The sequence below is a fragment of the Ruegeria sp. BHSA162 genome (assembly GCF_059613385.1).
The window spans coordinates 1-13,112 of the sequence record NZ_JBXWSK010000015.1 but is presented as its reverse complement, the minus strand read 5'-3'; the positions used below and the strand labels follow the sequence as shown (position 1 = coordinate 13,112).

At 59.6% G+C, this 13,112-nt stretch carries 12 protein-coding genes and 1 pseudogene; 2 read left to right on the top strand and 11 right to left on the bottom strand.

The window, feature by feature from the left end; all coding sequences use genetic code 11:
- Window positions 1-6: 6 nt before the first annotated feature.
- The 7 genes from AC2FM5_RS06930 to AC2FM5_RS06900 form a co-directional block, all read right to left on the bottom strand.
- Window positions 7-426, bottom strand: a complete 420-nt coding sequence (locus AC2FM5_RS06930) for a secondary thiamine-phosphate synthase enzyme YjbQ (RefSeq protein WP_170403924.1) — start codon at window positions 424-426, stop codon at window positions 7-9.
- A 111-nt stretch (window positions 427-537) separates the two neighbouring features.
- Window positions 538-1,401 (bottom strand): sugar phosphate isomerase/epimerase family protein, encoded by an 864-nt coding sequence (locus AC2FM5_RS06925; protein WP_170357457.1) that lies wholly within the window; start codon window positions 1,399-1,401, stop codon window positions 538-540.
- Window positions 1,402-1,412: 11 nt separating this feature from the next.
- Window positions 1,413-2,303 carry an NAD(P)-dependent oxidoreductase gene (locus tag AC2FM5_RS06920; protein ID WP_496734662.1) on the bottom strand — a complete coding sequence of 297 codons (891 nt, stop codon included), beginning with the start codon at window positions 2,301-2,303 and terminating at the stop codon, window positions 1,413-1,415.
- A 223-nt stretch (window positions 2,304-2,526) separates the two neighbouring features.
- Window positions 2,527-3,708 carry a mannonate dehydratase gene (gene uxuA, locus AC2FM5_RS06915; protein WP_496734660.1) on the bottom strand — a complete coding sequence of 394 codons (1,182 nt, stop codon included), beginning with the start codon at window positions 3,706-3,708 and terminating at the stop codon, window positions 2,527-2,529.
- Window positions 3,705-4,757, bottom strand: coding sequence for a Gfo/Idh/MocA family protein (locus AC2FM5_RS06910; RefSeq protein WP_496734658.1), 1,053 nt, complete (start codon window positions 4,755-4,757; stop codon window positions 3,705-3,707). Before AC2FM5_RS06910 ends, uxuA begins: the two co-directional genes overlap by 4 nt.
- Complete coding sequence (locus AC2FM5_RS06905) at window positions 4,754-5,755, bottom strand: Gfo/Idh/MocA family protein (RefSeq protein ID WP_496734656.1); 1,002 nt, start codon at window positions 5,753-5,755, stop codon at window positions 4,754-4,756. Before AC2FM5_RS06905 ends, AC2FM5_RS06910 begins: the two co-directional genes overlap by 4 nt.
- Entirely contained in the window at window positions 5,752-6,768 is a 1,017-nt protein-coding gene (locus tag AC2FM5_RS06900; protein ID WP_496734654.1) for a Gfo/Idh/MocA family protein, read from the bottom strand. Before AC2FM5_RS06900 ends, AC2FM5_RS06905 begins: the two co-directional genes overlap by 4 nt.
- 123 nt (window positions 6,769-6,891) lie before the next feature.
- Here AC2FM5_RS06900 and uxaC point away from each other — a divergent pair, with 123 nt between their 5' ends.
- Together uxaC and AC2FM5_RS06890 are read left to right on the top strand one after the other, a co-directional pair.
- Window positions 6,892-8,235: a glucuronate isomerase gene (gene uxaC, locus AC2FM5_RS06895; RefSeq protein ID WP_496734652.1), complete on the top strand. Its 1,344-nt coding sequence runs from the start codon at window positions 6,892-6,894 to the stop codon at window positions 8,233-8,235.
- Window positions 8,236-9,432 carry a mannitol dehydrogenase family protein gene (locus AC2FM5_RS06890; RefSeq protein ID WP_496734650.1) on the top strand — a complete coding sequence of 399 codons (1,197 nt, stop codon included), beginning with the start codon at window positions 8,236-8,238 and terminating at the stop codon, window positions 9,430-9,432.
- On the opposite strand, the gene AC2FM5_RS06885 is transcribed toward AC2FM5_RS06890, so the two are convergent.
- The 4 genes and pseudogenes from AC2FM5_RS06885 to AC2FM5_RS06870 all read right to left on the bottom strand — a co-directional run.
- Window positions 9,419-10,282, bottom strand: a complete 864-nt coding sequence (locus tag AC2FM5_RS06885) for a sugar kinase (RefSeq protein ID WP_496734648.1) — start codon at window positions 10,280-10,282, stop codon at window positions 9,419-9,421. The two genes, AC2FM5_RS06890 and AC2FM5_RS06885, sit on opposite strands and share 14 nt — an antisense overlap.
- Complete coding sequence (locus tag AC2FM5_RS06880; RefSeq protein WP_170441806.1) at window positions 10,279-11,160, bottom strand: DMT family transporter; 882 nt, start codon at window positions 11,158-11,160, stop codon at window positions 10,279-10,281. Before AC2FM5_RS06880 ends, AC2FM5_RS06885 begins: the two co-directional genes overlap by 4 nt.
- A 3-nt stretch (window positions 11,161-11,163) precedes the next feature.
- A pseudogene (locus AC2FM5_RS06875) lies at window positions 11,164-12,066 on the bottom strand (NAD(P)-dependent oxidoreductase); the annotation flags it as partial.
- Between the two features lie 125 nt (window positions 12,067-12,191).
- On the bottom strand, window positions 12,192-13,112 hold a 921-nt coding region (locus AC2FM5_RS06870; protein ID WP_496734645.1), incomplete at its 5' end, for a Gfo/Idh/MocA family protein.

The window sequence follows — 13,112 nt, the reverse complement described above, 5'->3', positions numbered from 1 at the left end:
AAGGCCTCAAGTCCCGATGTAGTGCACCTTCAATCGTCGTGTCTTGGGTGCCTCGCGATGTTCGAACAGGTACAGGCTTTGTACGCGACCCAGCGGAAGCTGTCCCTGTTCGACCGGGATCGACACCTGCGTTTGCGTCAGCAGCGCCCGCAGGTGCGATGGCGCGTTGTCGTCTTCGCTCGGGCGGTGGTGATACTTGCCTGGTGACTTGGGGACCAGTTCTTCGAAGAACCTCTCGATATCCTTAACCACCTCGGGATCGGCATTGGCCTGCACCAACAGCGCGGCACCGGTGTGGACGCACCAAAGGGTAAGCAGGCCCGAGACAAACTCATGTTCGGAAACCGCACGCTGAACCACCCCGCTGATGTCGGTCAGGGATTTGCCGGGCGTTTCAATGGACAATTCAAAAAACTCTTGCTTCATCCATCTGATCCTTTCCTTGATTTTGCGGGAGTGTGCCCAGCTTTCCGCGCCCCATTCGGCATTCAACTTGGAGGCTTAAGTATCTGATTTGTAACACTCTAGAGCTTTCATTCATGCAAACAGGCTTTTGAACTTGTCTATGCACAGACGAAACCCATCTTCGAAATTTCCGTTGCCGGGATGATAAACGCTTTCGAAGGAAATCACGCCTTCATAGCCGTCGGATCGGAGCGCGTCCGCGATGGGTTGGAACAGAGGCGCAAGCTGACCTTCCCCCATGCGGCGCACTTCCAGCGTTGCCCGCGGTGTATCGACCTTTACGTCCTTGATGTGAATGTGCCCCAGATAGCCGCCGCGCAGTTCTTCGTAACCGTCCGGATATGCCAGTTCATGGCACCAGCAGTTGTTTCCGGGGTCCCAAAGAACTTTCAACGCATCCTTTGCATCCAACTCGTCGATCAGTTTGCGGGCGGTATAGTTCGAATTGACCAGCGTGCCGTTTCCGGTTTCCACGACAAGCGTCACGCCCTCAGCCCTGGCCAGTTCAACCGCCGGCGCGATCAGCGGTGGCATCGAGTCCCATACCCCATGCGCGACGTTCCACTTCTCGGCGCCGTTTTTTCCCCAGAGTATCTGCTCTTTTCGTTGGGTCATGATCCGAACCAGCGGAGACCCCACGACATGCGCCATGTCGATCACGCGTTTCAAGGCGTCCATGTGTCGGGTGTGCAGCTCGTCACCGGGCCTGTTGGCAGCTGTCATCCCCGCGAAGATATGGCGCGACAGACAGGACACAGGCTTGCCCCGGTCGCGCAAGAGCGCGTCGATCTCGGCAATTTCCTGCGGGGAATGGTCCCCGACCTCGGTGTCGCCTACGAACTGAAGTTCTGCATAGTCCAGACCGAATTCGTCCATCACGTCCACGGCATGCCGCAGATCGCGGGAAATGCCGTCGCAAATTACACCTAATTTCATGTCCGGCCCCCTCAGCGATGCAATTCTGCGCCAACGATCTCTTCGATGACGCGGGTACACACCCAGTTGTCGCCGTTCGGGTATTTGGTTTTTCCGGCGTGAAAGATCTGCATTGCGGACGAGGCGGTATGCATTGGAACGCCCAACGCACCGGCCAGGGCCAGAGAGATCGTCAGGTCCTTGTGCATGGTTGCGATGTGGCTGCCAGTAGCCTCGAACTTGCGATCAATGATGTTTTCAAGGGCGGTATTCACCACACCGCACCCCGCGCTAGAGGATGAGAACACGTCAAGCAATGCCTGACCGCTGACACCGGCTTTGGCCGCCAGGGCCGCAGCCTCGAATGTGGCGGAAAAGATCGATCCGATAAGGGATTGCAGGCAGGCTTTCACGGTTTGCCCGTCGCCGGCGTTTGCTCCGACCCGGTGAATGGTTGCCGACACTGCCTGCATGACTTCGGCATTTCGGTCCAGCACATCCGAAGCTCCGGCAGCCATCATCGTCAATGTGCCGTTCTGCGCGCCGGGAAACCCACCCGAAACCGGGGTGTCAATCAGGTGGATGCCCGAACCTTCCATGTCTTGCCCGATCGCGCTTGCTTCGGCCGGGGTAATGGTCGCCGACAGGATGACCGTTCCGCCTTCGGCCATGTTCGCAACCAGTCCGTCTTCACCCAGAATGACATCGCGGGCCTGATCTCCGTTCATCACCATGACAAACACGCTGGCGGCATGACGGCCGACCTGTCCCACGCTGTCCTTAGGCAGGCCGCCCATGTCGGCAAATGCCGTCATACGCGTCTCACTCAAGTCGAAACCAGATGTTTCAAAGCCATTCTTGATCAGGTTCTGGGCAAGGCCGCTGCCCATGTCGCCTAGACCGATTACGCCTGCAGTTTTCATTTGGACTCCTCCCGTTCTTCCGTCTTTGCCGTCTGGCAGACGTTTCGAAAATTGATGCCTCAAGGCATCGGTTTTCGCGGGAGTTTCACGCGTCTTGAACAGACGTCGGGCGAGTCCGGAAGACACCCCGCTGCCCGTTTACGTACCGTAAGTAAACGAAGAATGCGGCGTTCAGGCAAGCAAAGAAGTGGTGCGGCGGAAAGAAACCGCCTGATCCGACGCGTTACAAGAACGCCGCCATGATGCCGCGCAGTTCGGCCAACCCGCGCATTCGTCCGATCAGTGGATAGCCGGGAGTGCTGTGTCCGCCCAGATCGCTCAGCAGCTCTTGTCCGTGGTCGGGTCGCATCGGAATTTGCCAGTCGTCCCGCCCTTGAGATTTGCGGCGGCGTTGTTCGTCCATCAGCTCGCGAATGGTTCCGACCATGTCGGTGTCGCCCTCCAGATGCGCAGCCTCATAGAAATCCGGCTTCTGTCTGTCCGACCCCGCGATGCGTCGGGTATTCCGAAGATGGGCAAAGTGAATCCGGTCGCCATGCCGGCGCACGAACTCCGGCCCATCGAATTCAGGGGAAACACCCAGCGATCCGGTACACAAGGTTGCGCCGTTCGCGGGCATATCAACCGCATCCAGTACGGCGCCGTAGTCATCGGTACTGGACATGATCCGCGGCAGACCGAGCAGCGAGAAGGGCGGATCATCCGGATGACAGCACAAGCGCAGCCCCAATTGTTGGGCGACCGGGGCGACTTCAGACAGGAAGTCGATGAGGTTTGCGCGCAGCCGGTCGCGGTCTATCTCGGCATATGTCCGCAGCAAGGCGCGCACGTCCTCTACGCTCCACTGATCGTTGGCGCCGGGCAGCCCCGCGGTGACATTGTGCTGCAACTGGGCCTTGGAGACATCCGACATGCCTATGAAGCGATCCTTGGCCGCTTGCTGGACGGCGTGGGAATAGTCTTCGGACGCGCCCGGACGTTCAAGAATATGTATGTCGAAAACTGCAAAATCGGTCAGGTCGAACAGCATGGCCGTTCCGCCATGCGGCTGCAGGGCGCGAAGGGCGGTGCGTGTCCAATCCAGGATCGGCATGAAGTTGTAGCAAACAACTTTGATTCCACGGGCGGACAGGGCCCTGAGGCTGGACTTGTACGCCTGCAGATGCTCGGCCATGTCCGCCGACTGCGTCTTGATCGCCTCTGAGACGGGCAGGCTTTCGACAACGTCCCAACTGTACCCGGCCGCGGCCAGAACGGCCTGCCGGTCGGCGATGCTCTGTTCATCCCAAGGCTGTCCGGGCGGGATGTGATGCAGCGCGGTGACGATGCCCTGAACCCCGACCTGATGGAGATCGGCCAGGGCGATCGGATCCTCGGGTCCGAACCAACGCCAACATTGTTTCATGGCAGCCATCCTTCATACAGCGGGTGATCGGGCCTGATGGGAAGGGCAACGCGCTGCCCGGTGCGCGCCGCGTGATAAATCGCCGTCACAAGGCCGATGGACGCAGCGCCATCCTTCAGCGTAACGGCCGAATTTGCCTCGGACCGCAGCGCCTTGCCGACTTCGGTAAAAAATCCTACGAACCCCGTTGGCTCGGCCGCGGCGGCGGCAAGAGCCGCGTCGATAGCGGCTTGATCCGCCGGATCCCGTGCGACGAATGACCAGGGCGTTTGACCCGGGGCATAGGGTTCGGTGCCAGAAGTGGCGGTCAGTTTTTCAAAGACGAACCGCAGGCGGGTTTCGTCCGTGGCTGCGCCCAAGGTGATATTGCTTGTGCACAAGGCTCCGGAAGTCATGCCAAAGCAGATCGCGGCGCAGTCTTCGGTCTCGATCGGGTTGACCCGCGTTGTGGTCATTGCAGAAACCCAGGCGATATCACCCGCGATATGAGTCAGCAGATCATGGTTGTGGATGGCATGGCCCAGAACCGCGCCGCCGCGTTCACCGGCCCATGTCCCCCGCCACGGTACCGCGTAATAGTCCGCCCCTCGGGACCAATGGGTTTCAAGCGCGGCAGTTTGGACCGCTCCGGTCAGGCCTGCGCGTTGAAGGTGGCGCAATTGGGCCAGTGACGGGCCCCACCGGTATTGAAAGACCGGAAACACCTGCTTGCCCGCGCTGCTTGCGGCTGCCGTGATCCGATCCACATCCTGCATCGAGGTCGCAAGAGGCTTCTCGCAAACAACGTGTTTTCCAGCAGCCAATGCTGCAAGCGTGGTCGGCACATGCAGATGGGGCGGCAGGCAGAGGTCGATGACATCAATCGTCGGATCATCCAGAGCGTCCTGAATGTTGGTCAATGCTCGAAAACCCGAGTTCTGCCGTATCTGTTCGATCCGGTCGATATTCTGGTCGACCACGGCGGCTACGCAAAAGGTGCGGTCAAGCCGTTCCAGAGCGTCCAGATGTTGCGCACCGATACCTGCGCCGAGGATCGCAACGTTGATCATCTGCGTTCCGCCATTTCCTGCGCGCGCAGTGCCAGTTCCATGACCGTAAAGCAGTGGGTCTGCGTCATTGCGGTTTCGGTCCGGTTGAGGATGTCATCGGCGAGGCGCGAAAAGTAGGGAAGGCCGGCGTCGGATGCGTCGATCTTTTGGCAGGTGTCACCATTGACGAGGATCAGATGATCTGTCCCCGGGGCTCCACCCACATCGACGTATTTCCGCAACTCGATGTATCCTTCGGTGCCTAGGATCGTCAGACGACCATCCCCCCAGTTTGGCAAGGCATCCGGCGTAAACCAGTCAACCCGGATGTACCCGGTTCCATTCTCGCTGCGCAGATTGATCTCGCCGAAATCCTGCAATCCGGGATCGCTCGGGTTTGCGTAGTTTGCCACATAAGCGTTTGTGATTTCGGCGGTTTTCGAACCCGTGTAGTGCAGGAACTGATCAATCTGATGCGAGGCGATGTCGGTCAGAATGCCGCCGTAGCAGTCGCGCCGAAAAAACCATTCCGGCCGGGTCGCCCGGTTCAATCGGTGCGGGCCAAGTCCGACCGTCTGGACCACGCGCCCGATGGCACCGGCCTCGACCAGCTCGATGGCCCGGGTGCTGACGGGCGTTTCGAACCGCTCCGAGAAGTTCACCGACCAGATCCGACCGGTGTCTGCGACCGCTCTTTTGATCTGGTCGAGTTGTTCGAACGTCGTGCAGCCCGGCTTGTCGCTCATGACATCCATGCCGTTCTGCATCGCGCGGACCGCCAACGCGGCCCTATCTGCCGGTATCGCTGAAATCAGTGCCAGATCCGCGCCGCAGGTCAGGGCGTCTTCCAGTTGGGCCAGCCGCGGAATATCGGGAAACCTTTTGACGTAGCCCGCCAGCGTCTCCGGATCGCCCTGTGTCCAATAGCCAACGCAGTCCACGCCGATTTTGCGCATGTTTTCCGTCATGCCATAGATATGGCGGTGGTCGAGGCCAAGGGCGACGCAGGTCAGGCTCATGAGATGACTCGTGTTTTCTGGCCGGTTCGATTGGCGATCTGCATCGCGTCGATGACGGCGTGGGTCAAAAGGGCACTGCGTCCGGTGGCCATAGGTTGTGTTCCACTGGAAACGGCCTTGGCGAAGTCCTCGATGACCGCCTGATGCCAGGCATGTGTGAACGCCATGGGATCGGCCCCTCCGCCTGTGGCGGCGGTTTCGCCGACCGTGGATTCCCGGCCGTCGAAAGTGGTCACGGTCAGGACACCTGACTCCAGATGCGCTTTGGCTAGGGTGCCTTGGATCGTGATGGACTCAGCAGACCCGGGATATTCGGCGGTAGTTGCCATCAACGTTCCCACCGCGCCGTTGTCCATTTCAAAGACTGCACCTGCCCAATCCTCGGCCTCGAGATTGTGTAGAGGAGTTTTTCTCATCACGGCCTGAATGTCCGAGATCGGTCCCAGCAGCCACATCGCAAGGTCAAGCGTGTGGATTGCCTGCGAGATCATGACGCCGCCTCCGTCGCGTGCATAAGTGCCGCGACCCGGTTCGTCATAGTAGCTCTGATCGCGCCACCAGGGGACACGAATCTCGACCGTGGCGATCGCGCCCAGCTCACCCTGTTCAATGGCTGATTTCAGCGCCTGCGACGCGGCGCGTGCGCGGTGCTGAAAGACGATGCCCAGCGGTACGCCCGACACCTCGCACTGCTCGACAATGGCTTTCGCGGCGCCCAGTGTTCTTTCAATTGGCTTTTCCATCAGGATCGGTTTCGACGCGGTCGAAAGAATCCGTACCAACTCTGTGCGCTGATCGGGTGGGGTTGCGATGATCGCAAAGTCGACCTGTGGGTCGTTCGCGATTTCCTCGACCGAGACGAATGCGCGGGTCTCGTTTCGCCGCGCGAACGCAGCTGCCTTGTCGGGATTGCGCCCGAGGACTCCGGCAAGACTGAGGCCTTGATCCGATGCCCGAATGGCGGCGACATGCGTGCCGGAAACCATCCCCAAACCAATCAGCGCAATATTCATTCAATCCCCCGGGTCACCCGGTCAGTCTGCGGGTTCGAACGGGAAAGATGCAACCATTAAAAACTGTGTTAACAATTGACGGTGGCAGTATCGGAGGCAGAATTGACTGGCAATTTGAATGGGATGGCAGAAGACCTGTACCTGGGCATCAAGGACCTGCCGATCGTATCTCCGCATGGTCACTGCGATCCGGGGTGGTTTGCAACCGATGCGCCGTTTCCCAACCCGGCAGAGCTGTTGGTGGTTCCCGACCATTACGTGTTCCGTATGCTCTATTCGCAGGGCGTTCCCTTGTCGGAACTCGGCGTTGGGGAAGAGGGGCGAAAGAAGGATCCTCGCGCCGTTTTCCGCACATTTGCCGAACATTGGCATCTGTTTCTGGGAACGCCTTCCCGGATCTGGATGAACTACGTGCTGCATGAAACGCTGGGCGTGTCTGAAGAGTTGTCTTCGCGCACCGCAGATCTGATCTACGACAAGATCGCGGAAAAGCTGGCGCAACCCGATTTTCGCCCGAGGGCTTTGTTCGACAGGTTCGGGATCGAGGTGCTGGCCACCACGGATTCGGCTCTCGACACTCTCACACAGCATCAGGAGATCCGTGCAAGCGGTTGGGGCGGGCGGGTTGTTCCGACGTTCCGCCCGGACGGGGTCTTGGATGGGGCGGACCCGGAGTTCGTGCAGAACCTGAACAAGTTGGCCGAGCTGACAGGCTGCGATCTGGACAGCTATGATGGTTATCTCAACGCACTGCGGATGCGGCGAGCTTATTTCATCCAACTGCGCTGTACCGCCACCGACCACGGTATCGAACGTGTACAGACCGAGTGGCTTGAGGACCCGGATGCGCTGTACCAGCGGCTGAGACGGCGGGAAGGGACCGAACAGGACGCCCGCCGTTTCTACGGGCATATGCTGATCGAAATGGCGCAGATGTCTGTCGATGATGGTCTGACCATGCAGATACATGCAGGCAGCAAGCGCAACACGAACCACGCGGTATTGCGGGATTTCGGACGGGACAAGGGGGCCGACATTCCAATCGCGATGGATTGGGTCACGGGCCTTGAGGCGCTGTTGAACCGGGTCGGAAACTCAGCGGAACTGCGCATCATTCTGTTCACACTGGACGAAGGCACCTATGCCCGTGAACTGGCACCAATGGCGGGACATTGGCCGTGCCTTCGGATCGGGCCGCCCTGGTGGTTCCATGACAGTCCGGCCGGGATTGCGCGGTATTTTGATCAGGTCGTTGAAACGGCCGGATATTACAATCTGGCCGGATTCAATGACGACACGCGGGCTTTCCTGTCCATTCCTGCACGACACGACCTCTGGCGGCGGGGCGTGGCGATTCATTTGGCCGAGCAGGTTGCGCGCGGTTACTTCGGTCGGGACAGTGCCGAGCATCTTGCACGGTTGCTGGCGGTCGATCTGGCGAAACAGGTTTATGGATTGCAAAGCTAGATGGGTATAATTCTTCACTTCGGCCTCGGAAACTTTGCCCGGGCGCATTTGCTGGACTACACCGATCAAGCGGGCGGATGGGACGTTGTCGGCGTCAGCCTGCGTTCATCCTCGGTTCGGGATGGATTGGCCCGGCAGGGTTTCGAGTACGATCTGTGCGTGCAGGGGCAGGGCGTCCGGCGCATTAAAGCTCTTCGCGACGTTCTGGTCGCGCCCGAGGATCGTGCAGCGATTATCGATGCGATGACGGATGCCGAGATCATCTCGGCGACCGTGACCGAGAAAGGTTATCATCTTGACGCCGTGGGCAAGCTGAACCTCCAGGACCCGGCGATTGCCGCCGATCTGGCAGGGCAGGGGCCCGCGACTCTGATCGGGTTTTTGGCTTTTGGCCTTGCGGAACGGCGCAAACCTGTGACGGTGCTAAGCTGCGACAATCGTATGGAAAATGGCAAAACGCTCGAGACGGCCGTTTCCGATTTCGCGAAAGCAGCCGGTCTGGACGTCAATTGGGACACCGTTCGCTTTCCCAACGCGATGGTCGACCGGATCACCCCGGCCACAACGGACTCTGTACGCGCAATCAGCGGCGATCCCATGGCCGTTCCGACCGAGGCGTTCTCTGAGTGGGTGATCGAAGACAATTTTGCCGGACCGCATCCGGATTGGCCGGGCGTGCAATTGGTCGATGACGTGGCCCCGCACGAGCTTCGAAAGCTGCGCATGTTGAACGGGGCCCATTCCCTTTTGGCTTATGCCGGGTTGGAGCGGGGCCTGACCTACGTCCACGAAGCGGTTCGAGACCCGGTTCTGCGTCCGCTAGTTTCCGAGTTGATGAAGGATGCGGGCGCAACGCTGCCCGCCGCGGTGCAAGCACAGGTTCCGGACTATGCCGAGGCTCTGTTGCGCCGCTTTGAAAACCCCGAGTTGGCGCACCGTCTGGACCAAATCGCGATGGATGGAAGCCAGAAGCTGCCCTATCGATTTGTTTCCACACTTCGTGAGACCGGCTCTCAGGCGGTGATCGCGGGGATGCGGGCCTGGGTCTCCTATTGCATGTCCGAGACCGCCAAAGGTCGGGCGCTGAACGATCCTTGCGCGTTGGAAATCGCCTCGGCTGTCAAGCAGCCAGATCCGGTAGTGCCGCTTTTGCGTCTTGTCGGAGCCGAGGATCTCGCGCCGTTTATCCGGGAATGATCGCGCCGCGGAACTGAACAACGGTGGATGCCAGATTGTGTCCAGCCATCAGGGCCTCGGCCTGTGATTTCCCAGTCAGCAACGCCGCGAGGTACCCACCGTTGAAACTGTCGCCTGCCGCGGTCGTATCCAGCACGTTTTTGGCAGGCTCATAGGTTTGGTCAATGCTCTGACCAATGGACAGGGGGCCATTCTCTCCGCGCTTCAACGCGCCGATTCCGTGATGACCCGCAAAGCGCGCCGCCACCTGTTCGGCGCTTTCCCCGAAAAGTGCCATCTCGTCGTCGATGGATGGCAGGGCGATGTCCGCACGCCGCCAAAGGCGTTGGTTGATCTGCCGGGCGTGTTCAACGCTATCCCAAAGACGTGGACGAAAGTTGCTGTCATAGACCAACCGGACTGAAGCGCCGTCGAGCCAGTCCAGAAGCGCAAGCCTTACCGAATGCGGAAGAATGGCCACGGAAATCCCCGACAAGTACAGCACGTCATAGCCGTTCAACGAGCTAAAGTCGTGATTGGCAAAAAGCTGACGGGCGGCCGCTTCGCTGCGCCAATAGGTAAAGCTGCGTTCACCGTCCGCAGAGGTCGTGATCGCGTACAGGCCCGGAGAGGCGTTCGGAATGATGCGGATGCCGGATGTCCCGATGCCATGAGTGGCGATGAAGTCCGCGATGCGCCCCGAGAACGGGTCGTCGCCCAAACATGTCACATACTCCACCTGCAGGTCAGGCGCTGCGCGGTGCATGTAGATGGCCGTGTTCAACGTATCCCCCGCGACACCCACCTTCGCGCCGGTTTCCAGCATGGACAATTCAATCATTGCTTCGCCGATGCAGGCAATTCGCGTCATTTCTTTTCTCTTTTCCAGATGATGAGACCGGCGGCCATGATCAGCGCAGCCCCTGCCAACGTGAATGCGTCCGGTACCGTGTCAAAGAACAGATAGCCCCAGATCGCAACATAGATCAGGAACGAATAGGTAAATGGCATCAGCTGGTTCGCCGTTCCGAACCGATGCGCGTTCGTCAGCAGTTGATGCCCGCACCATCCAAAGACGCCAAGACTGATCAGGACGATCAGGCTCCAGGTGTTTTCCGGTTGGATCCAAAACCAGATGGCGAAGGGCAGCAGGACCACCGTCCCGGTAAGCCCGAGGTAGAATTGCATGGTGTCCACGGCAACAACCCCCGACAGCCTGCGCGTCATGATCGAGTACAAGGCCAACGCGGTGGCATTGTAGACGATCAGCAGCATGGTCAGATGAAAGGCCGAACCAAACGGCCGCACGACAACCAACACCCCTAGGAAGCCGAGGATGATGGCCGTCCAACGCCATGGGCCCACGCTTTCTTTCAACACAAAGACGGACAGAAAACACACAATGACCGGGCTGGAAAACATGATTGCCGACACCACGGTCAGCGGCAAAAACCGCAGGGCATAAAAATTGAAAACGGTCGCCGAAATCAGGAGCAAGGCCCGGCTTATCACCTGCCAAGGGTGGTCCGTCTTGAACCGGCTGGCCTCGATCCCGCCCTTGGCGATCACGCCCACTGAGATCACGAAGTGCCCTGCATAACGCATGAACGCCAACTGAAATGCCGGCACGCCGGCCAACGCCAACCATTTGGCCCCAAGGTCCACCAGCGAAAAGAACAGCCACGCCGTCAGCATCAGCACGATGCCGAGGCGCGGCAGATCCGCAGTGGGGTTGGCGGTGACGGCCATCGATCAGGTGTTGAAACGTCTGACGTAGTAGTCAACCATCTGGCTGACCATGTCATCCGCCTGACCGTGGTCGCGCGCGTCGTTCAGCGCGGAAAGCGCACCCTGCGACATCACGCTGGTTACGCCGGCGTCGCGCGCCATTCGCTCATAATACCCAAGGTCTTTTGCCGCGTTCTTGATGGCAAAAGCCAGCTGGTTTGGATCATTCTCGACACCGTAGGCTTTGACGAAATCCATCATTCCGGAATGCAGCGGCCCCGCGGCCATAACGTCATACAGCTGCTTGCGGTTAACGCCGGTGATGTCAGCCATGGCAAAGGCTTCGGCCATCGCGTTCGCGACCGTCATGCCGAAGAAGTTGTTGATCAGCTTGATCGTATGTCCCGATCCGACAGGGCCCAGGTAGAAGACGTTTTCGCCCAGATCCTTCAGTGTCGGCTCGGCCTTGTCGAAGGCAGCCTTGTCGCCGGACGTCATGATGTTGAGCTTGCCTTCCAGCGCATGCGACGGCGTCCGGCCAAGTGGCGCGTCAAGGTAGCTTCCGCCGGCTGCGGCAACCTCCTCGGCCAGGGCGCGTGTACTGCCCGGAAGCGAGGTGCCAAAGTCGATGACGATCGCCCCGGGCTTCAGTCCCGCGATCACTCCATCAGCACCGCGCATACGGCCCTCGACCTGCTCAGACGTTCCCATGCACAGCATCACGATGTCGCTGGCCTGAGCCAACTCCCGCGCGTTTTGCGCCTCGCGGGCGCCCCGGTCAATCGCGGCATCCAGATGTGTGCGGTCGCGGTTTCCCAACACCGTGACCGAGTATCCCTGGTCCAACAGCCGGCTCACCATGGCTCCGCCCATGAGTCCAAGGCCGATAAACCCAATTGATGGTTTGCTCATTGGTTTCCCTTTCCGTGAATAAGTCTGGTTATCATTCTTGTGTCTGTCGCGGGCGGATTTGCAGTCTGATTGCTCATATTGCCCGGGGAATAGTCATTGGTCTTTTGAATGGTCCGAAATTTTGCTCTGCCGCGTCTCAGTCAGGCCGGCGCCCGCGCTCGAGCGGTTCGCGCCTTCAGCTCCTGTTCGATGCGTGATGTGACTTCGAGCGTCCGGGCTGCATCCCCGACGTCGATCAAAGGTGGGGCGCCATCGATCACGTCAAGGAAGTGATCCAGTTGCGCCTCCAGCGGTGTGCGTGTCTGGTCCGGCCTTGGAAGTTGGTCTTTTTGGGCTGCAGTGCCCCAATCCTGTCCGCGCCACAGGGTCATGGATGGAAAACTGAAGGCGCCCCTGGTTCCCGTGATCCACATCATGTCCTGGCGGGTCGTGCCGATGTTCGGATTTTCGCCGGTTCCGGCTTCAAACCCCCAAGGGCTGGGCGCGGTGTCGGCAAAGCTGATGGTACCCGTCGCGCCGTTTTCGAATGCGATCGCGACAGCGCCGCTTTCGATCCGATCCGATCCGCGGATTGACGCGCCGGGCAGGGCGACAACCTCCGAGATTTCTCCGATCACAAAGCGCAGGACATCGATATCGTGCACGAGATTGATCATCACCGGGCTGCCATCGGAAGTCCGCCAGTTCTGTTCAAAATAGCTGTCGGGTTTACGCATGGCCCACAGCAACGAGACGTTGATGACTTGTCCGATCGTACCTTGCGCGATCACCTCCTTCAGGTGCTGCAAGGTTGTGTGGTACCGCCTATGGTGGCCGACCAGGCTGCGGACATTGGCCTCGCTAACGGCCGTCTTAAGGCGCAGGGCATCATCGACCGACGCGGCAACCGGCTTTTCGATCAGCATATTCCAACCGCGGGATGCGGCCAGAATGCCATGTTCGGCATGCAGGCGGGTCGGCGTCGCGATGATGACACCATCCACTGTGTCCTGCACCTCGTCCATACTGGCAAAACGCGGCGCGTCGATCTGGATTGAGCCATCCGGATCGGCCAACCCGAC